This is a genomic window from Flavobacterium suzhouense, assembly GCF_042684765.1.
Classification (GTDB): Bacteria; Bacteroidota; Bacteroidia; order Flavobacteriales; family Flavobacteriaceae; genus Flavobacterium; species Flavobacterium suzhouense.
Genome location: NZ_JBHUMD010000029.1, coordinates 162,883 through 181,207, shown reverse-complemented (window position 1 = coordinate 181,207; position 18,325 = coordinate 162,883). Strand labels below are relative to the sequence as shown.

The 18,325-nt window shown below is 37.7% G+C and carries 17 protein-coding genes; 12 read left to right on the top strand and 5 right to left on the bottom strand.

Annotated elements, in window-relative coordinates; translation table 11 throughout:
* Positions 1 to 18: 18 nt before the first annotated feature.
* On the top strand, positions 19 to 648 hold the full coding sequence (locus ACFSR3_RS15775) for a class I SAM-dependent DNA methyltransferase (protein ID WP_379822350.1): 630 nt from the start codon (positions 19 to 21) through the stop codon (positions 646 to 648).
* 22 nt (positions 649 to 670) lie between these two features.
* Here ACFSR3_RS15775 and ACFSR3_RS15770 read toward each other — a convergent pair whose 3' ends face one another.
* A complete protein-coding gene (locus ACFSR3_RS15770; RefSeq protein WP_114756804.1) occupies positions 671 to 1,024 on the bottom strand; it encodes a 4Fe-4S dicluster domain-containing protein in 354 nt (117 codons plus the stop codon).
* Positions 1,025 to 1,095: 71 nt separating this feature from the next.
* On the opposite strand from ACFSR3_RS15770, the gene ACFSR3_RS15765 reads away from it, so the two are divergent.
* The 3 genes from ACFSR3_RS15765 (at position 1,096) to ACFSR3_RS15755 (ending at position 4,388) form a co-directional block, all read left to right on the top strand.
* Entirely contained in the window at positions 1,096 to 2,154 is a 1,059-nt protein-coding gene (locus ACFSR3_RS15765) for an acyl-CoA reductase (RefSeq protein ID WP_379822349.1), read from the top strand.
* Positions 2,155 to 2,232: 78 nt separating this feature from the next.
* Positions 2,233 to 3,303: a 3-phosphoserine/phosphohydroxythreonine transaminase gene (gene serC, locus ACFSR3_RS15760; RefSeq protein WP_379822348.1), complete on the top strand. Its 1,071-nt coding sequence runs from the start codon at positions 2,233 to 2,235 to the stop codon at positions 3,301 to 3,303.
* 119 nt (positions 3,304 to 3,422) lie between these two features.
* Entirely contained in the window at positions 3,423 to 4,388 is a 966-nt protein-coding gene (locus ACFSR3_RS15755; RefSeq protein WP_379822346.1) for a D-2-hydroxyacid dehydrogenase, read from the top strand.
* Between the two features lie 54 nt (positions 4,389 to 4,442).
* Here the strand turns inward: ACFSR3_RS15755 and ACFSR3_RS15750 are convergent, their stop codons facing one another.
* On the bottom strand, positions 4,443 to 5,549 hold the full coding sequence (locus ACFSR3_RS15750) for a serine hydrolase domain-containing protein (RefSeq protein WP_379822345.1): 1,107 nt from the start codon (positions 5,547 to 5,549) through the stop codon (positions 4,443 to 4,445).
* Positions 5,550 to 5,648: 99 nt separating this feature from the next.
* On the bottom strand, positions 5,649 to 7,505 hold the full coding sequence (rho, locus tag ACFSR3_RS15745; protein ID WP_379822343.1) for a transcription termination factor Rho: 1,857 nt from the start codon (positions 7,503 to 7,505) through the stop codon (positions 5,649 to 5,651).
* A gap of 190 nt (positions 7,506 to 7,695) precedes the next feature.
* Between rho and ACFSR3_RS15740 the strand changes: the two genes are divergently transcribed.
* On the top strand, positions 7,696 to 8,118 hold the full coding sequence (locus ACFSR3_RS15740) for a DUF4293 domain-containing protein (RefSeq protein WP_379822341.1): 423 nt from the start codon (positions 7,696 to 7,698) through the stop codon (positions 8,116 to 8,118).
* Between the two features lie 143 nt (positions 8,119 to 8,261).
* Here the strand turns inward: ACFSR3_RS15740 and ACFSR3_RS15735 are convergent, their stop codons facing one another.
* Complete coding sequence (locus tag ACFSR3_RS15735) at positions 8,262 to 8,756, bottom strand: metallophosphoesterase family protein (RefSeq protein ID WP_379822340.1); 495 nt, start codon at positions 8,754 to 8,756, stop codon at positions 8,262 to 8,264.
* Positions 8,757 to 8,914: 158 nt separating this feature from the next.
* On the opposite strand from ACFSR3_RS15735, the gene truA reads away from it, so the two are divergent.
* From truA to ACFSR3_RS15705, 6 genes are all read left to right on the top strand, one after another.
* The gene (gene truA / locus ACFSR3_RS15730; RefSeq protein WP_379822338.1) at positions 8,915 to 9,649 is read left to right on the top strand and encodes a tRNA pseudouridine(38-40) synthase TruA; all 735 of its coding nucleotides are present in this window, start codon (positions 8,915 to 8,917) and stop codon (positions 9,647 to 9,649) included.
* Between the two features lie 9 nt (positions 9,650 to 9,658).
* Positions 9,659 to 11,413 carry an ABC transporter ATP-binding protein gene (locus tag ACFSR3_RS15725; protein WP_379822336.1) on the top strand — a complete coding sequence of 585 codons (1,755 nt, stop codon included), beginning with the start codon at positions 9,659 to 9,661 and terminating at the stop codon, positions 11,411 to 11,413.
* A 206-nt stretch (positions 11,414 to 11,619) separates the two neighbouring features.
* Positions 11,620 to 13,008 carry a dihydrolipoyl dehydrogenase gene (lpdA, locus tag ACFSR3_RS15720; RefSeq protein WP_379822334.1) on the top strand — a complete coding sequence of 463 codons (1,389 nt, stop codon included), beginning with the start codon at positions 11,620 to 11,622 and terminating at the stop codon, positions 13,006 to 13,008.
* A gap of 158 nt (positions 13,009 to 13,166) precedes the next feature.
* Positions 13,167 to 14,399, top strand: a complete 1,233-nt coding sequence (locus ACFSR3_RS15715; protein WP_379822333.1) for an AAA family ATPase — start codon at positions 13,167 to 13,169, stop codon at positions 14,397 to 14,399.
* Positions 14,400 to 14,429: 30 nt separating this feature from the next.
* Positions 14,430 to 14,957, top strand: coding sequence for a nuclear transport factor 2 family protein (locus ACFSR3_RS15710; protein ID WP_379822330.1), 528 nt, complete (start codon positions 14,430 to 14,432; stop codon positions 14,955 to 14,957).
* 190 nt (positions 14,958 to 15,147) lie between these two features.
* On the top strand, positions 15,148 to 15,840 hold the full coding sequence (locus ACFSR3_RS15705) for an OmpW/AlkL family protein (protein WP_379822327.1): 693 nt from the start codon (positions 15,148 to 15,150) through the stop codon (positions 15,838 to 15,840).
* A 46-nt stretch (positions 15,841 to 15,886) separates the two neighbouring features.
* On the opposite strand, the gene ACFSR3_RS15700 is transcribed toward ACFSR3_RS15705, so the two are convergent.
* Positions 15,887 to 17,014, bottom strand: a complete 1,128-nt coding sequence (locus ACFSR3_RS15700; protein WP_379822326.1) for a cysteine desulfurase family protein — start codon at positions 17,012 to 17,014, stop codon at positions 15,887 to 15,889.
* Positions 17,015 to 17,124: 110 nt separating this feature from the next.
* On the opposite strand from ACFSR3_RS15700, the gene ACFSR3_RS15695 reads away from it, so the two are divergent.
* Positions 17,125 to 18,111, top strand: a complete 987-nt coding sequence (locus tag ACFSR3_RS15695) for a hypothetical protein (RefSeq protein ID WP_379822325.1) — start codon at positions 17,125 to 17,127, stop codon at positions 18,109 to 18,111.
* Positions 18,112 to 18,325 lie beyond the last annotated feature (214 nt).

Here is an 18,325-nt window from a genome sequence, read left to right as displayed (position 1 = left end):
ATCTAAATCTATAATGGTATGGATAAAACAAGTATGGCAGTAGCAGTTTTCGACAAACACGCCCATGAATACGAACAGCGTTTTATGGACGTAAGTCTTTATGACGACACTCTTAATGCTTTTTGTGATTCGCTTTCTAAAGAAGATGCAAGCATACTTGAACTGGGTTGTGGTCCCGGAAACATTACGAGGTATCTTTTAAATAAGTTGCCAAATCTCAAAATCCTGGCAACCGATCTGTCTCCTAATATGCTGGAACTGGCAAAGAAAAATAATCCTGAAGCCAATTTTGAATTACTGGATTGCAGGGATATCAGCAAGCTGTCACAAAAATTTGATGCGGTAGTATGCGGTTTTTGCCTACCCTATCTTAGTAAAGAAGAAACTTTAAACCTTATTAAAGATATAGCAACTGTTTTGAATGAAAACGGAGTATTCTATCTCAGCACTATTGAAGGAAACTATAGTAATTCCGGATTAACTACTAATAGCCATGGCGATTCAGTTTATATGTATTATTACGAAGAAAAATACCTGAAACAGGCTATTGAAGAACATTTTAAAGTTATGGGTACATACCATAAGCATTACAATCACAACGGATCTGAAGTTAAGGACCTTATACTTATTGCAATAAAAAAATCCTGAGCTAAAACTCAGGATTTTTTTATTACTCGTCTCCGTGAAGGAAAGCCTGTCGGTTAAGAAGTGTTTCTTCACTCTCTACGTGATTATCGTCCGGAACACAGCAATCAACTGGACAAACGGCAGCACATTGCGGTTCGTCATGGAAACCTTTACACTCAGTACATTTATCTGGCACGATATAATAAATATCATCAGAAACCGGTGTGCGTGGTTCATCTGCATCTACTTCCTCTCCTGAAGGAAGTACTATTCTTCCTCGAAGGCTTGTACCGTCTTTATACCTCCAGTCATCAGCTCCTTCATAAATTGCCGTATTTGGACATTCAGGCTCGCATGCCCCGCAGTTAATACATTCGTCTGTTATAATGATTGCCATAGCGTATCTTAGTATTTAAAAGCTTAAATTTGCGACAAAATTACGTGCAAATCCATTCATACGCAAACATAATGACGTTAACGAAAAGAAAAAACGCTTTTATTGAGCTTGGAAAGTTTTTAAGCCAGTTCCATTTAGACAATAGCCAGCAAAAAGAGGGTGTACTTTATAATGATACTTATTATGAAAATATGCTTAACCTTATACAGGCGTCGAGATCTCATAATGGCTGGTATACTGAGGAACAGGTATTCTTTTCACTGGAGTCATGGGCAGAGGCACTGACTCCTGAAAACCTTGAAAAATGGCTTTCCAATTATGATTTGAATAATATAAAACCAAAAACTGTTGGACTCGTGCTTGCCGGAAATATTCCGTTGGTAGGTTTCCACGATTTCTTATCGGTACTTATCACAGGACACAAAGCACTAATCAAAACGTCTAGTAATGATCAGCACCTTCTGCCTTTTTTAGCAAAATACCTTATTACCGTAGAACCTGAATTTAAAGATTTCATAAACTTTACCGAAGGAAAACTTGAAGGCTTTGATGCTGTTATTGCCACAGGAAGTAATAATACAGCACGTTATTTTGAATATTACTTTAAAGACAAACCATCAATTATCCGTAAAAACCGAAATTCTGCCGCCATACTTACAGGTAACGAATCACGTGAGGATCTTATCGGGCTCGGTGAGGATATTTTCCGTTATTTTGGTTTGGGGTGCCGAAACGTATCAAAACTTTTTGTGCCGACAGGCTATGACTTCAAAGACTTTTTTGAAGCCATGTATGAATACAGGGATGTTATCCATTACGATAAATATGCTAACAATTATGATTATAATAAAGCTGTTTTTCTGATGAGTAATTTCAAACTGTTAGACAACGAATTTTTGACTATAAAAGAAGATTCCGGATATGCATCGCCTATTTCGAGCGTTTTTTATGAGTACTATGACAATTTAGATACACTTAAACAAAAACTTGAATCGGAACAAGATCAGCTTCAGTGTGTTGTAAGTAACAACCTAACAGAAAACAGCATTCCTTTTGGACAGACTCAAAAACCAAGACTGTTAGATTATGCTGACAATATTGATACAATTGCATTTTTATCAAAAATATAGCTGAATTATTTATAATTTTTCTTGCTGTTATTCGGGCTTTAATTTGGAAATTTGTGCTACCAAAATTCATCTCATTCAATGAAAAAACATAATTTCAGCGCAGGCCCTTCTATCCTGCCACAAGAAGTATTTGAAAAAGCCGCACAGGCAGTACTGGATTTTAAAGGTTCAGGCTTGTCGCTGCTGGAAATTTCACACCGCAGTAAAGATTTCGTAGCCGTAATGGAAGAAGCCCGTACACTTGCACTTGAGCTTTTAGGCCTTACCGGCAAAGGCTATCAGGCATTGTTCCTTTCGGGAGGTGCAAGCTTAGAATTCTTAAGAGTCCCTTATAACCTGATGACGCTTCACGGCAAAGCAGCTTACCTTGATACAGGAACATGGGCAGCAGGAGCCATTAAAGAAGCAAAGCAATTTGGCGATACTATTGTAGTGGCATCTTCTAAAGCTGATAATTATACCTACATCCCTAAGGATTATACAATTCCCGAAGATGCTGATTATTTTCACTGCACAAGTAACAATACCATTTTTGGTACACAAATGTTCAGTTTCCCTGAAACTAAAGTACCGGTTGTTTGCGACATGAGTTCAGATATATTTTCACGTCAGCTTGACTTTTCTAAATTTGACCTTATCTATGCCGGTGCACAGAAAAATATGGGGCCTGCAGGAACTACACTTATCATCGTAAAAGAAGAAATACTGGGTAAAACAGGAAGACAGATACCAAACATTCTTGATTACAAACAACACATTGACAAAGAGAGTATGTATAACACTCCATCAGTATTTGCTATCTATACTTCTTACCTAACATTACAGTGGCTTAAAGAAAATGGCGGTATCACCGTTATGGAAAAGAAAAACGATGCAAAAGCCGCATTACTTTACGCAGAGATAGATCGTAACCCTTTATTCCAGGGAACTTCAAATGCAGAAGACCGCTCTAAAATGAATGTTACTTTCCTTCTTAAAGACGAAGCCCATACTGAGCAATTCGACAAAATATGGAAAGCTAAAGGAATAAGCGGACTTCCGGGACACCGTTCCGTTGGTGGTTACCGAGCTTCTATATACAATGCAATGCCAATTGAAAGCGTTCAGGTACTTGTTGAAGCAATGCAGGACCTTGAGAAAAGCGTTTAATTTTGTTTAAAGTTTAAGGTTGCCAATAGCAACAAATAAATAATACGTTTACGTTTTGGATAACAGAATATGAGTGAAACTCAGTCTAAAATCTGAAATCTAACATCTAAAATATCATTATGAAAGTATTAGTAAATGACGGTATATCTAAAAGCGGTATCACAGCCCTTGAAGATGGCGGATTTGAAGTTATAACAACAAAAGTAGCACAGGAACAGGTTGCTAATTATATAAACGCGAATAATATTAGTGTTCTGTTGGTACGTAGTGCTACAAAAGTTCGCAAAGATATTATTGATGCCTGCCCGGGACTTAAAATAATAGGCCGTGGTGGTGTAGGTATGGATAACATTGATGTTGATTACGCTCGCGAAAAAGGCATTCATGTTATAAACACACCTGCTTCGTCTTCTGACTCAGTTGCAGAACTTGTATTTGCCCACCTTTTTAGCGGAGTACGTTTTCTATACGATTCAAACCGCAATATGCCTCTTGAAGGCGAAACTAATTTTGAAGGCCTGAAAAAAGCATACGCTAACGGTATCGAACTTCGCGGCAAAACCCTTGGTATTATTGGTTTTGGACGTATAGGACGTTCAGTAGCCAGAATAGCACTTGGCTTAGGAATGCGCGTTATTGCTTCAGATAAATTTGTGGGTCAGGCAGAAATCCGTGTTGATTTCTACAACGGACAGTTCATTAATGTTGATATCGTTACCGAGCCAATGGAAGATATATTTAAACATGCTGATTTTATTACGCTTCACGTTCCTGCGCAGGATGCCGGTTACGTAATTGGTAAAGCAGAACTTGATGCTATGAAAGATGGTGTTGGTATTGTTAATGCTTCACGTGGCGGAATTATTGATGAAGTTGCGTTGATTGATGCTCTTGATTCAGGCAAAGTTGCTTTTGCCGGCCTTGACGTATTTGAAGAAGAGCCTACACCTGCCATCCAGGTACTGATGAACCCTAAAGTATCGCTTACGCCACATATCGGTGCGGCTACATTAGAGGCTCAGGACCGTATAGGTACTGAACTTGCAGAACAGATAAGTAGTTTATTAAAGACTGAGAATTCTTAATCAGAATTTTATATAAAACAAAAGCTCCCAATTGGGAGCTTTTGTTTTTAAGCACTAAAACTTATTGGCAATACTATTAAACAAACTTTCCCATTGGTCATTACCTCGTTTTTCTCCTAAACGTACAATGATAAGGTTTTTAGAAGGGTTAACATAAATATACTGACCTAATATACCTTCAGCCGAAAATGCACCATCTCCCGACAACCACCATTGATATTTATAATAATTAACATCATTCGGTCCTTTATCCGCTACGGTAGATTCTTCAACCCACTTTTTTGAAACTATCTGTTTACCATTCCAGTTACCCTTATTAAGGTAAAGCCTTCCTATTTTAGCGAAATCCAAAGCTCTGGCATTAATACAACAATAGGTTTTCTCTAATCCGTTTTTCTTTCGGTCAAGGCTCCAGGATGCTTCATATTCCATACCTAATGGTTCCCATATCTTTTCATTAAGGTAAGACGTAATCGTTTTGCCTTTCAACGAACGTTCCAACACCAGTCCTAGCAACTGTGTGTCGCCACTACTATACGAAAACATTTTTCCCGGTTCATTTAAGGGCTTCATTTTACTTATTGCCTTCCTGAGATTGGTACCGTAATAATAAGTCGCAGCATCTCCAAACGGATTGGAATAACTCTCATTAAACTTAATCCCGCTCATCATCTGAAGCAGATGTTTTATAGTAAGCGTTTCGGTAAAACCATTCTTTTTTAGCTCAGGGACATACTTTATTAGAGGCTCATCTACCGATTGTATAAAACCATCATCAATCGCACAGCCAATTAAAATAGAGGTAACCGACTTCGCCATTGAAAACGAAGCCACTATCGACTCCCTGCTGTAATCATTAAAGTAGTTTTCGTACTGAATAGTATCATTTTTTATGATCAGGAAAGCAACTGTTTTATTTTGCGCCAGGTATTCTTCAAAGGTAATTTCCTTTTCTCCTATCGTAGCCTTTTTAGGTGCTTTGGGTATAGCCGCAGTTTCAAAATGAAATTTTACAGAATCATTATGTAATTCCCTTGAAGGGAAAATTTTATGATCGGTAATATTGGCAAAATTGTAATACACAAAACGGCCCATTTTGCAGGAAGAAAAAAGTAAAGCCGTTAGAAAACAAGCTAGAATAATAGTATAGTTCCTTTTCATTGAATTGGTTTAATGGATAAAATCAGCAAATTACTCAAAAAAATCAAATACAAAAGCCCGTTTAAAACGGGCTTTTGTATTACTAATATATTTCAATTATTAATCGTCATTCATTGAAATCAGGAACTCTTCATTGTTTCTTGTTTTCTTGAAGCGGTCGTTAATGAAGTCCATGGCTTCAACCGGGTTCATATCGGCAAGATATTTCCTCATAATCCACATACGCTGTATCGTCTTAGGATCAAGAAGAAGGTCATCCCTTCTTGTACTTGACGACGTAAGGTCGATAGCAGGGAAAATGCGTTTGTTGGCGATTTTCCTGTCAAGCTGAAGTTCCATGTTACCTGTACCTTTAAACTCTTCAAAGATAACCTCGTCCATTTTAGATCCGGTATCAGTAAGCGCAGTAGCAATGATACTAAGCGAACCTCCACCTTCAATATTACGTGCCGCACCAAAGAAACGTTTCGGTTTCTGTAATGCATTGGCATCAACACCACCACTCAATACTTTACCCGATGCAGGCTGTACTGTATTGTAAGCCCTTGCAAGACGCGTAATTGAATCCAGAAGAATAACTACATCGTGCCCACACTCAACAAGGCGTTTTGCTTTTTCAAGAACAATATTAGCCACTTTTACGTGACGCTCAGCAGGCTCATCAAAGGTAGAAGCAATAACCTCTCCCCTAACGCTACGCTGCATATCGGTAACCTCTTCCGGGCGCTCATCAATAAGTAACACCAAAAGGTAAACCTCAGGGTGATTAGCAGCAATTGAATTAGCAATATCCTTAAGAAGCATTGTTTTACCTGTTTTAGGCTGTGCCACGATCATACCCCTTTGTCCTTTACCTATTGGCGAGAACAAATCGATGATACGTGTAGAAATAGTGCTTTGTTTATCGGCAAGGTTGAATTTCTCTTCAGGGAAAAGCGGTGTAAGGTGTTCAAATGAAACTCTGTCGCGCACTACCTGAGGATCGTGACCGTTAATTTTAAGTACTTTTACTAATGGGAAGTATTTTTCGCCTTCTTTTGGAGGCCGAACCACACCTTTTACTGTATCTCCTGTTTTAAGACCGAAAAGGCGTATTTGTGAATTGGAAAGGTAAATATCATCCGGAGATGCAAGGTAGTTGTAGTCTGAAGAGCGAAGGAAACCATATCCGTCCGGCATCATCTCAAGAACACCTTCGCTTTCTATAATTCCGTCAAACTCATAATCGGGTTCGCGGAAGTTTTGTTTTTTGTTCTGCTGCGAAACAATCTGTTCGGCAGCCGGCGCATTGTTAGTGGGGTTTTGCGCAGTTTCTTTGTTTTTGTTCCCTTTATAACTCGGGTGATTCGGATTGTTGGCATTAGCCCTTTCAATCTGTGCCAGTCTTTCCTCCTCTGTCAAAGGTGGTCGTTTAGGCTTTATTTCAGCATTCTGAGGCTTAGCCTGTGTAGTGTCTTTTACAGGTATATTTTTCTTGTTATCTTCTTTTTCTTTAGGAGAAACATTTTTAGGCTGCTGTACTGCCCTAGCTGAATCGTCCTGAACAGGCTCAGCAACAGTTTCTTCAACTTCTGAAGTTTTTTTGGCTATCGCAGGTTTTTTTAATTCTGCTTTGGCTTTAGGTTCTTCAGATACAGGCTCAGCAAAAGGCAATTGTGCCGGTGTTTCTTTAACCGGAGTAGATTTCTTTTGAGGAACATCTTTTTTAGTCCCATCAGGAACTATTCTTGCTCTTTTTGTTTTTTCTGCAGGCTTTTCAGCAGCATCTTTTACAGGAGCAGCGGCAGTATCATCAAATAGAGGTTTTATGGTCGCCGGATTTGCAGCCTGATGGTCTAAAATCTGGTAAACCAGCTCATCTTTTTTAAGCCCTCTGTATTTGTTTATTTTTGCCTTTTTTGCAATTTCCTGAAGCTCAGGAAGCTTCATTTCTTTTAACTCGGAAATATCAAACATGAATAACTTTTGGTTAAATTAAATAGTGTAACTCGCAATGTTTTTTTGGTGGAAAGCAATTTTTAGGAATAGCCTTTACTTCAGAATGAAGCAGTTATGATTTGGTATTGCAATAATACAAATTTATTTTTAGTAAGCAATAGTATTTTACAAAAAGAAACTATATTTTTGTCGTGCAAATAAAGGCAGAATGTTACAAAGAATACAAACAGTTTATCTTATTATAGCGGTAATCGCGACGGGAGCATTACCGTTTGCATTTCCTCTTTGGGTAACCAAAAACGGTGAAAATTACTATTTTATCCGTGATCTTGCTTTTGTTTTGCTGTTTGCTTTCAGTACTACCCTTAGTATTGTGAGCATAATGACGTATAAAAAGAGAAAAAATCAGTTTGTAATGGGCAGACTGAACATAATATTAAATGTAATTTTATTAGGATTATTTATATTCAGGCTATTTAATTTATCCGGAGAGACCGACCCTGATAAGGTGGTTTCAGAGAAGGGTATTGGGGTAATCCTCCCGATTGTTTCTATCGTTTTTCTAAGCTTAGCCAATAAAGCTATCAAGAAGGATGAAGACCTCGTAAAATCAGTAGACCGACTGAGATAAACCTTTTAACTTAGTTTATTAGTGCGTAAAAAAATCCGGATAATATCCGGATTTTTTGTTTTTATGCTTTATCCATTTCTTCATAAGTGCTTAAAAATTGGAGTGAAGCTCAATCTGAAATCTGAAATCTGAAATCATAAATACTATCTCTTCCCTATCTCGATCACTTCAAGATTCTGAATTTTATCTCCATCAATTTCAAAGCGCAGCATAGTCCGTACCTGGTGGAATCCGCTCACTCCTGCCGCTCCGGAATTCATGTGCAATAATCCCAGTTTTTGATCAAACTGCACTTTTAATATATGTGAATGTCCGCAAATAAAGAGCTTCGGTGGATTAGCATTGATTTCATCCCTCACTGCCTGATTATATTTACCCGGATAACCACCAATATGCGTAATCCAGACATCTACCCCTTCGCACATAAAACGATTGTTCAATGGGAATTCTAAGCGGGCTTCATTACTGTCAATATTGCCATACACTGCTCTTAAGGGTTTCTCTTTTTTCAGGGTATCGGTAACAGACAGATCTCCTATATCCCCTGCATGCCAAACTTCATCAGCCTGACGCACATATTTAAGTATTGTTTCGTCTATATAACTGTGGGTATCACTAAGAAGAAGGATCTTTTTCATTTTTTAAGTTACAAAGTTTCAGAGTCACAAAGTTGCAAAGTTTTATTCAGGCTGCAAAACAGCTTTACGAAAACACTGCTACTTTGTGACTTTGCTACCAAAACTTTACAACTTTCGACTTTCTAACTTTATAACTTAATAATTATCTTTGCACCCTCATGAGATACTTTATAGAATTTGCATATAACGGTAAGAATTACTGCGGATGGCAGTTTCAGCCACACAGTCCTTCTGTACAGGAAACACTCAATAAAGCACTATCAACATTGCTTAAAACAGAGATAGATGTAGTAGGTGCCGGACGTACCGATACCGGGGTCCATGCAAAACAAATGTTTGCCCATTTTGATCATGAGGAAATCGTTGACACCGCACAGTTAGTCAAACGATTAAATTCATTTCTTCCTGCTGATATCGTGGTATACAGGTTTATTCCTTTACATAACGACGCCCATGCCCGTTTTGATGCTACCCGACGCACATACGAATACCATATCCATACTTTTAAGAATGCTTTCGACCATGAAGGCAGTTGGTATAATTTTCATAAACTCGATGTTGAAAAAATGAATGAAGCAGCACAGCTTCTTTTCAATTATACCGACTTTAAATGCTTCTCAAAAACACATACCGATGTAAAGACATTTAATTGTGATATTATGGAAGCCCACTGGGAACAACATGACAATAAACTTGTGTTTACGGTTAGTGCCGATCGTTTTTTACGAAATATGGTACGTGCCATTGTGGGGACACTGGTAAATGTTGGCCTTGGTAAAATAAGCGTTAATGATGTAGCTACAATTATAGAAAGCCGGGACAGAAATCAGGCAGGATTTTCAGTTCCCGCACACGGATTATACCTTACTAAGGTAATTTATCCTTATCTTTAGGCCATTATTATGAAAACCAAAAAATCGTCATCATTCAAAAAGGTTATGCAATATGCAAAACCTTATAAGTCCCGTTTTATATGGGTTATATTATTCTCAATATTCCTTTCCATATTTGCTGCAGCCAGACCTTACCTGCTTAAGCAGACCGTAGATGCCTACCTTATACCTAAGGATGCTTCAGGACTACTATTTTATGTAGTATTAATGGCCGTTGTACTTATGCTAGAGGTAATATCACAATTTTACTTCGTATATCTGGCAAACTGGCTTGGGCAGGATATCGTAAAGGATATCCGTGAAAAACTGTTCGCACACATCAACAGCTTCAGGATGAAATTCTTTGACAACGAAGCTGTGGGCCGACTGGTTACACGTACCGTTTTTGATATTGAATCCATTTCAAAGATTTTCAGTCAGGGATTATTCATGATCGTGAGTGATCTTCTTAAAATGATTGTTATCCTTGGATTTATGTTCTATATGAACTGGAAACTGAGTATCGTCGTATTACTTGCAATGCCGTTACTTGTATATGCAACCCGTATTTTCCAGAAAAAGATGAAAGGCGCATTTGAAGAAGTGCGTACACAAGTTGCCAACCTGAATACTTTCATACAGGAGCGTGTTACCGGTATGCGTATCGTTCAGCTGTTTAACCGTGAGGATATCGAATACGAAAAATTCAAAGAGATAAACAAAAAGCATAATGATGCCTGGCAAAAAAACATCCTTTACAACTCCATCTTCTTCCCTGTTGCCGATACCATTTCTTCTTTAACACTGGGGATGGTAATATGGTATGCCGGTTTCAATATCCTAAACGGAGATACCATAACACAACCGGGAGATATGTTTGCCTACATTATGTACATAGGCATGCTCTTCAACCCGCTTAGACAGATCGCTGATAAATTCAACGAGATGCAGATGGGTATAATTGCTTCCGACAGGGTATTTGAACTCCTGGAAATGGAAGAATTGGTACAGATACCGGGAACTCAGGTGGCAAGCCACTTTAAAGGTGAAATTGAATTTAAAAAGGTACACTTCAGCTATATTGAGAACGAAGAAGTAATAAAAGGTATCAGCCTTAAGATCGACGCCGGCAGCACCATTGCAATCGTAGGGTCTACCGGAGCGGGTAAATCAACTATTATTAACCTGCTCAACCGTTTCTATGAAATAAGTAGTGGTAAGATTACGATTGATGGCACTGACATCAATGAATTTACCCTTGAAAGCCTTAGAAAACAGATTGGTATTGTATTACAGGATGTTTTCCTTTTTGCTGATACTATCCTGAACAATATTACGCTGAATGATCCGTCTATAAGCCGAGAAACTATTATCAATGCCGCGAAAGAGATTGGCGTGCATGATTTCATTATGAGCTTGCCGGAAGGGTATGATTATAACGTAAAAGAGCGTGGAGTAATGCTTTCATCAGGACAGCGACAGCTTATTGCTTTTCTTCGCGTATTGGTAAGTAACCCTAGCATATTGATATTAGACGAAGCGACATCTTCTATCGACACCTATTCAGAAGAGCTGATACAAAACGCTACAGACAAGATTACCGAAGGCAGAACCTCAATTATTATTGCGCACCGACTTGCTACTGTAGTAAATGCTGATAAAATTATCGTGATGGATAAAGGGCTTATCGTGGAAGCAGGATCGCATTACGAACTGATTAACCGCGCAGAAGGTTATTACAAAAACCTTTATTATTCACAATTTGTAGCTGAAGAGGAGGCGTAGTCAGTAGTGTTCAGTGTTCAGTGTTCAGTGTTCAGTGTTCAGTCACGCCTGAATAATGTTACACAAGTTCGACCCTGAAAGGGTCAAATATAATAGCCGGGTGTCAAACACTCGGGAGTATGAGTAATCAAATATTGAAACATTTTAGAATAACCAAATAAATACTTACTTTCGTAGGCACAAATTAATACAGAAATTATACACTGATGAAATACGATGTTATTGTTTTAGGAAGTGGTCCTGGCGGATATGTAGCCGCAATCAGGGCAGCACAATTAGGATTCAAAACTGCAATTGTGGAAAAAGAAAACCTTGGCGGAATCTGCCTTAACTGGGGCTGTATCCCAACAAAAGCGCTTTTAAAGAGTGCACAGGTTTTTGATTACCTGAAACACGCTTCAGACTACGGTCTTACCGTAAACGAATTTGACAAAGACTTTGGTGCTGTAGTACAACGCAGCCGTGGCGTAGCCGATGGTATGAGCAAAGGTATCCAGTTCCTTATGAAAAAAAATAAAATTGATGTTATTGAAGGTACAGGTAAACTTAAGCCCGGAAAAAAACTTGATGTAACAGCAAAAGACGGTGCTACTACCGAATACAGCGCAGACCATATCATCATCGCTACAGGTGCACGTTCACGTGAACTTCCAAACCTTCCTCAGGATGGTAAGAAAGTTATCGGGTACCGTCAGGCAATGACGCTTCCTGAGCAACCAAAATCTATGATCGTTGTAGGTTCAGGTGCAATTGGAGTTGAGTTTGCTCACTTCTACAACTCAATGGGTACTAAAGTAACTATCGTTGAGTTTATGCCTAACATCGTTCCTGTAGAGGATGAAGAGGTATCAAAACAATTTGAGCGTTCGCTTAAAAAATCGGGTATCGATATCATGACTAACTCTTCTGTTGAGAAAGTTGATACTTCAGGTTCAGGAGTTAAAGCTACTGTAAAAACAGCTAAAGGCGAAGAGATCCTTGAAGCAGACATCCTTCTTTCTGCAGTAGGAATCAAATCTAACATCGAGAACATAGGTCTTGAGGAAGTAGGCATCGCTACTGACAGAGATAAAGTATTGGTTAACGCTTACTACCAAACAAACATACCGGGTTACTACGCTATTGGTGATATAGTACCGGGTCAGGCATTAGCACACGTTGCTTCCGCTGAAGGTATTCTTTGTGTTGAGAAAATTGCTGGTCTTCACGTAGAACCTCTTGATTACGGAAATATCCCTGGATGTACTTATGCTACTCCTGAGATCGCTTCTGTAGGTCTTACTGAAAAAGCAGCTAAAGAAAAAGGTTACGAGATAAAAGTTGGTAAATTCCCATTCTCAGCTTCAGGTAAAGCAAAAGCTGCGGGTACTCCTGACGGTTTCGTAAAAGTAATCTTTGATGCTAAATATGGCGAATGGTTAGGTTGCCACATGATTGGTGCCGGAGTTACTGATATGATCGCTGAAGCTGTTGTTGCAAGAAAACTAGAAACTACAGGTCATGAAATCATCAAATCGGTTCACCCACACCCTACTATGAGTGAGGCTATCATGGAAGCTGCTGCGGCTGCTTACGATGAAGTGATCCATTTATAATTTTAGATTACAGATTGCAGATTTTAGATTTGCATCACAATATAAAATCCGCTTTGAATTTTCAGGGCGGATTTTTTGTTAAAAACTATTCCGTAGAATTGACATCATTCATTTTTACACCAAAACAAATTGTACTATTTTAGGCCAAAAATAAACCAATGCCATTACCACATCAACCCACGCCATCAGCAAAGCCAAGAGAAAAATGGAAAGCAATTCTTTTAGCATTCTTTTTGGGATCTTTCGGAGCCCATCTGTTTTATTTGGGTAATAAAAGATTAGGATATGAGTATCTGATTATTTTCTGGAGTGGTATACCCGGGATATTTGGAATATTTTCAGCAATAGGATTACTTTTTACATCTCAGGAAAAATTTGATAAAAACTACAACCCGAAACCCTGCAAAGATTGTGGAGACCCAATTGAAACATACAGTCAAAGTGAAGATTATTGCCTCGATTGTTTAGTTTCACATTCAAATGAAATCATAGAAAAAAACAAAAGAAACTCTAAAAAGAAAAGTAGTTATCAATCTAAAAATAATAAAAAGAAACAGCATTCGGAACATACTGATAAGAATGAAACTTTAGAAGATGTGCTAAAAGAACTTAATGCTCTTGTGGGACTGGAAGAAGTAAAAGACGAAATCAATACCCTTGTAAACTTTATCAAAATCCAGAAAGAGCGTGAAGAAGAAGGTTTAAAAACCTCTTCAGTCTCCTATCATATGGTATTTACCGGAAACCCCGGAACAGGCAAAACCACTGTTGCCCGTATCGTCTCAAAAATATATGAGCATTTAGGCATCCTTGATATTGGTGAACTAATAGAAACCGATCGTGCGGGCCTGATTGCTGAATATGAGGGTCAGACAGCTGCAAAGGTTGATGATGTTATAGACGATGCATTAGACAGTGTTTTATTTATTGATGAAGCCTATTCATTGAATAGTGGCTCAAATGAGATATTTGGAAAAGAAGCTGTTGCTACCCTGCTAAAACGTATGGAAGATGACAGGGAAAGGCTTGTTGTAATTTTGGCAGGCTATACTAATGAAATGAAAACATTTCTTAGTACTAATCCCGGTTTTGGTTCAAGATTTAACCGTTATATAAATTTTGCAGATTATACACCCGAAGACCTTTTAGCAATATTTGAGATTAACTGTAAAAAATCGGACTATATTTTAGACTCCTCTGCAAAAGCAAAGGCCTTACAGCTATTTAGCGATGCTTATACACAAAGAGATAACACATTTGGTAATGGACGTTTCGCCAGAAACGTTTTTGAATGTACCATAGAAAAACATTCTAACAGAATTGCAAAAGAAAAAGACATAAATAAAATAATGCTTACGACAATTATGGAGCAGGATATTTCATTAAATTAATATCTTAGCCTTCTAAACTTAGCTAAACCCATGAAACGAATTATTACACTATTACTACTTGCATTTTCTCTGTCGGCTGCTATCGGCTGTAAAAACGATAAAGCTTCTGTGCAAACCGAATCTTCAGATCCGGAAACAGAAAAAAATGCAATATTTGCTGTCGCTGATAAATTCCATACAGCTTTTAAAACTAAAAAGTCTCAGGATATAAAAGCACTTATCGTTGAAAACGGCTTTTATATGGGTACTGATCCGGAAGAAGTTTTCAACCCTATAGCTTTTGAAAAATACCTTTTAGAAAAACTTACCAACCCTGCTATCGGAACTATTGATTACAAAATTGACAGACGTGAAGTTAACATTGCTGAAAACGGACAATCGGCTGTTTTGGTCGATCAGTTTACTCCAATCGCTTTTACACAATACATCCCGTGGCGAATGACATCCCATCTCATAAAAAAAGATGGGGCATGGAAATTTGATTTCATTTCACTATCAATGACTCCTAAAAATGATGTATTACCTGCCGTTAACATGGCTGCGTTTCAGGAGCAATAAAATAAAATACTTAGAAATAAAGATCCGTGAATAATACTCACGGATTTTTTATTTACAGAATAAAGCAGTTTTTAAATAAAAATCTTAAAACTATATTTAAAGCAAAAAGTAGTTCTCAAACCATGACTTATATCAGGATTCACGGGGTTTATCTAACATACATTTGAAGTGTAATTCAAAACACACACAAATGAAAAAGTTGATATTATCTGCAATTGCAGTATCATTATTAAGCATCACAACTGCATCAGCACAAACCGAAAAAGAAGACCTTTCAAACGACTACAGCAAATGGCAAATACGCCTTCGTGGGTTGGCTGTAGTACCTGATGAAAATGCTTCTATAGGGACTATAGGAGGAAACACTTCTATATCGTCTACCTTTATCCCTGAACTTGACTTTACCTACTTCTTTACAAAAAATTTCGCTGCCGAACTTATTCTTGGTACTTCAAAACATGATGTTAGCACAACAGGTTCGGATATCTCTGCCGTTGGGGGTCCGACAAAAGCCAATGTAGACCTTGGCAGTGTGCGCCTGCTGCCACCTACCCTAACCTTTCAATACCACTTCTATCCATTAGCCGATAAGGATTTTAAACCTTATGTTGGCGCCGGTATCAATTATACCATATTTTATGATGTAAAACCGGAAAATACCGTAAAAGGAGTGGAATATGACAACGCATTAGGATATGCCTTTCAGTTAGGTTTTGACTATATGATAAACGATAAGTTCTTTTTTAATATGGACGCTAAAAAACTATTCCTTAATACGGATGTAAAAGTAGATGCTTCAAATCTTGCAGCAGGACTAAGTATTCCGGCCGACGTGGACATCGACCCGTGGTTACTTGGTTTTGGTTTTGGTATGAAGTTCTAATCCAGTCAGTTTATTTGTAGAAAAAGCCACCTTGAGGTGGCTTTTGTTATAGTGTCTTTAATGCTGCAATCAGTAAATCAATATCTTCTGTGGTATTAAAATGGCTGAAAGAAATTCGGAGTGATGGTTTTTTTACATCTTCGTCAGATAATATTTCTTTAAGTACATGAGATGGCTTTACGCTCCCTGACTGGCAGGCGCTACCGCGAGATACGGCAATACCCTGCATATCTAAATGAAATAATATCATAGATGTCTTATCATTTGATAAAGGTAGCATCACATTAATGATATTGTAAAAAAGATTTTCATTTTGTCCATTGATTTTGTATCCCGGAAAACACTTATCAAGTTGAGTAATAAGATAGGATTTTAAATCACTTATATAAGCCTTGTCATTTTCAAGATTAGCATAAGATAATTCTAATGCCTTTGCCATCCCTCCTATTTGGTGAACAGCTTCGGTTCCGGCACGGAAACCTTTTTCCTGCTCGCCACCATAAATCATTGGCTTTAATGGAGTATTTTTTCTCACAAAAGCAAAGCCTACTCCTTTAGGTCCATGAAATTTATGAGCACTGGCAACCAGAAAATCAACAGGAAGTTCCCTCAGGTTAAGTGCTGTTTTACCCATTGACTGAACAGTATCGCTATGGAAGTAAGCCCCGTACTGCCTACAAATACGTCCTGTTCTTTCAAGATCCAGAACAGTACCGGTTTCGTTATTTACATGAATTAAGCTAACCAAAGTAGGTAAATCCTCAGAAAGCAACTGAACCAGGTGTGTTAGGTCTACGCTTCCATCCTGCAACAGATTAACGTAATCAATCTTTATTCCATATTGCTTTCCGGCTTCCTCAACAGCATTTAAAACGGAATGATGCTCAATTTTACTACTAATGATACGCTTAACACCTAAGTCTTTTACAGCGCTAAAAACAATCCAGTTATTGGCTTCTGTACCGCACGAAGTGAATATAATTTCCCTGGCTTCAGCATTAATCAATCCGGCAATTGTTTTACGGGAAGTTTCTACAATTACTTTAGCACTACGGCCAATAGCATGTGTAGAAGAAGGGTTTCCATAATTTTCTGTAAGTATATGCGTTACTTCCTGTATTACTTCATAACGTAAAGCAGTAGTAGAGGCATTATCAAGGTAAGCTTTTTTCATTGCTGCAAAATTACAGAAAAAAACGCTCGCCGTTTTTATTTTACCATTCGTACTTATAAAACATTTCCGAAACTGATTAAAAACACTATTTTTGTTTAAAATACTGTTATATGAAAAAGATTTTTTGCCTGGTTGCTGCTCTTATACTTATTGCCGGTTGCGACGATGGCGACATGGGATACAAAACATTTGATTTTACTGATGTTGATCCTGTTTCTTGCACTAATAATGTTGACGATGTATCTGCCACCACTGAAACCTATTATAAAATAACCGGTACAGAAGGTCTCATACTTATTATTGCTAAAGGAACTCTTATAAATGCAACTAACCCAGACCCTAACACAGGAGAAAATCTACCAAGAATAATAACTCTTGGAACTGCAAACACACTTACTTATTACGATTTTGTTAGCAAACCTACCGGCACGCTTTGTACAAAATCAGACATACCTGCTGCCAAAGAAAATGGGATTTGGACTGGACAAGGAACATTATCTGTCCTTACGCTTCCTAATATTGATAAAGACACTGGTAAACTATTAGGCTACAGACACACAATTACACTTGAAAATATTTCGTTTAATCAGGGGGATGAAAAAATTACCATAGTTAACAGCGAATTTGGTAATATAGATAAAGATTTTGATTTTGATTTCGATTTTATACAAGAGGGTACTGACGTACCTAATGTAGAGTCATGTACCAATAATAGCAAACTTATTTATACACGTAAAGCAGAAAGAACCCTTTCGCTTGATCTTGCGAATTTTGATACTCTTTTTGATAAAGAAGTAGAGACAGATACAATTGAACTAGAGGGAAATACAGAGGATATAGTATTATTTAATATTTATAAAAGTACCGTTACTTCAGCTAATATATGTAATCAGGGATCTCAGGTACCTTCTTTGCCAATTCAGAAGTGGCAAATGATTGGAGGGCAAGTGCTAATTACCACAACTGAAACAGGTGGCATATATAACCACGACATCTATTTGAAGGATGCTGTATTCAGAAATAATCTGGGCGATGTATTCTTACTCAATGATATTATAGAAGTACCTGATAACGGATACTATTTTGGTCGATATTAAAAATAAACCCCGGCAAAAGCTGGGGTTTATTTTTTTTCTCTCTTCTTTGAAAAGCTATTATTAACAAAGAAAATAAAGGTTTTGTTTTTTCTTTGTCTGAAAAACTCCCAGTTTATAATAACTCCAACAATACAAATTGCCATAAGTACTAAAAGTAATGATACATAAATAATATCATTAACGCTGTCGATATCGTCAATCTTAAGTACAAAAA

Bases quoted from the DNA above. Each gene is read 5' to 3' on its own strand.
- ACFSR3_RS15775 (WP_379822350.1), top strand. From the start codon at position 19: ATGGATAAAACAAGTATGGCAGTAGCAGTTTTCGACAAACACGCCCAT.
- ACFSR3_RS15770 (WP_114756804.1), bottom strand. From the start codon at position 1,024: ATGGCAATCATTATAACAGACGAATGTATTAACTGCGGGGCATGCGAG.
- ACFSR3_RS15765 (WP_379822349.1), top strand. From the start codon at position 1,096: ATGACGTTAACGAAAAGAAAAAACGCTTTTATTGAGCTTGGAAAGTTT.
- serC (WP_379822348.1), top strand. From the start codon at position 2,233: ATGAAAAAACATAATTTCAGCGCAGGCCCTTCTATCCTGCCACAAGAA.
- ACFSR3_RS15755 (WP_379822346.1), top strand. From the start codon at position 3,423: ATGAAAGTATTAGTAAATGACGGTATATCTAAAAGCGGTATCACAGCC.
- ACFSR3_RS15750 (WP_379822345.1), bottom strand. From the start codon at position 5,549: ATGAAAAGGAACTATACTATTATTCTAGCTTGTTTTCTAACGGCTTTA.
- rho (WP_379822343.1), bottom strand. From the start codon at position 7,505: ATGTTTGATATTTCCGAGTTAAAAGAAATGAAGCTTCCTGAGCTTCAG.
- ACFSR3_RS15740 (WP_379822341.1), top strand. From the start codon at position 7,696: ATGTTACAAAGAATACAAACAGTTTATCTTATTATAGCGGTAATCGCG.
- ACFSR3_RS15735 (WP_379822340.1), bottom strand. From the start codon at position 8,756: ATGAAAAAGATCCTTCTTCTTAGTGATACCCACAGTTATATAGACGAA.
- truA (WP_379822338.1), top strand. From the start codon at position 8,915: ATGAGATACTTTATAGAATTTGCATATAACGGTAAGAATTACTGCGGA.
- ACFSR3_RS15725 (WP_379822336.1), top strand. From the start codon at position 9,659: ATGAAAACCAAAAAATCGTCATCATTCAAAAAGGTTATGCAATATGCA.
- lpdA (WP_379822334.1), top strand. From the start codon at position 11,620: ATGAAATACGATGTTATTGTTTTAGGAAGTGGTCCTGGCGGATATGTA.
- ACFSR3_RS15715 (WP_379822333.1), top strand. From the start codon at position 13,167: ATGCCATTACCACATCAACCCACGCCATCAGCAAAGCCAAGAGAAAAA.
- ACFSR3_RS15710 (WP_379822330.1), top strand. From the start codon at position 14,430: ATGAAACGAATTATTACACTATTACTACTTGCATTTTCTCTGTCGGCT.
- ACFSR3_RS15705 (WP_379822327.1), top strand. From the start codon at position 15,148: ATGAAAAAGTTGATATTATCTGCAATTGCAGTATCATTATTAAGCATC.
- ACFSR3_RS15700 (WP_379822326.1), bottom strand. From the start codon at position 17,014: ATGAAAAAAGCTTACCTTGATAATGCCTCTACTACTGCTTTACGTTAT.
- ACFSR3_RS15695 (WP_379822325.1), top strand. From the start codon at position 17,125: ATGAAAAAGATTTTTTGCCTGGTTGCTGCTCTTATACTTATTGCCGGT.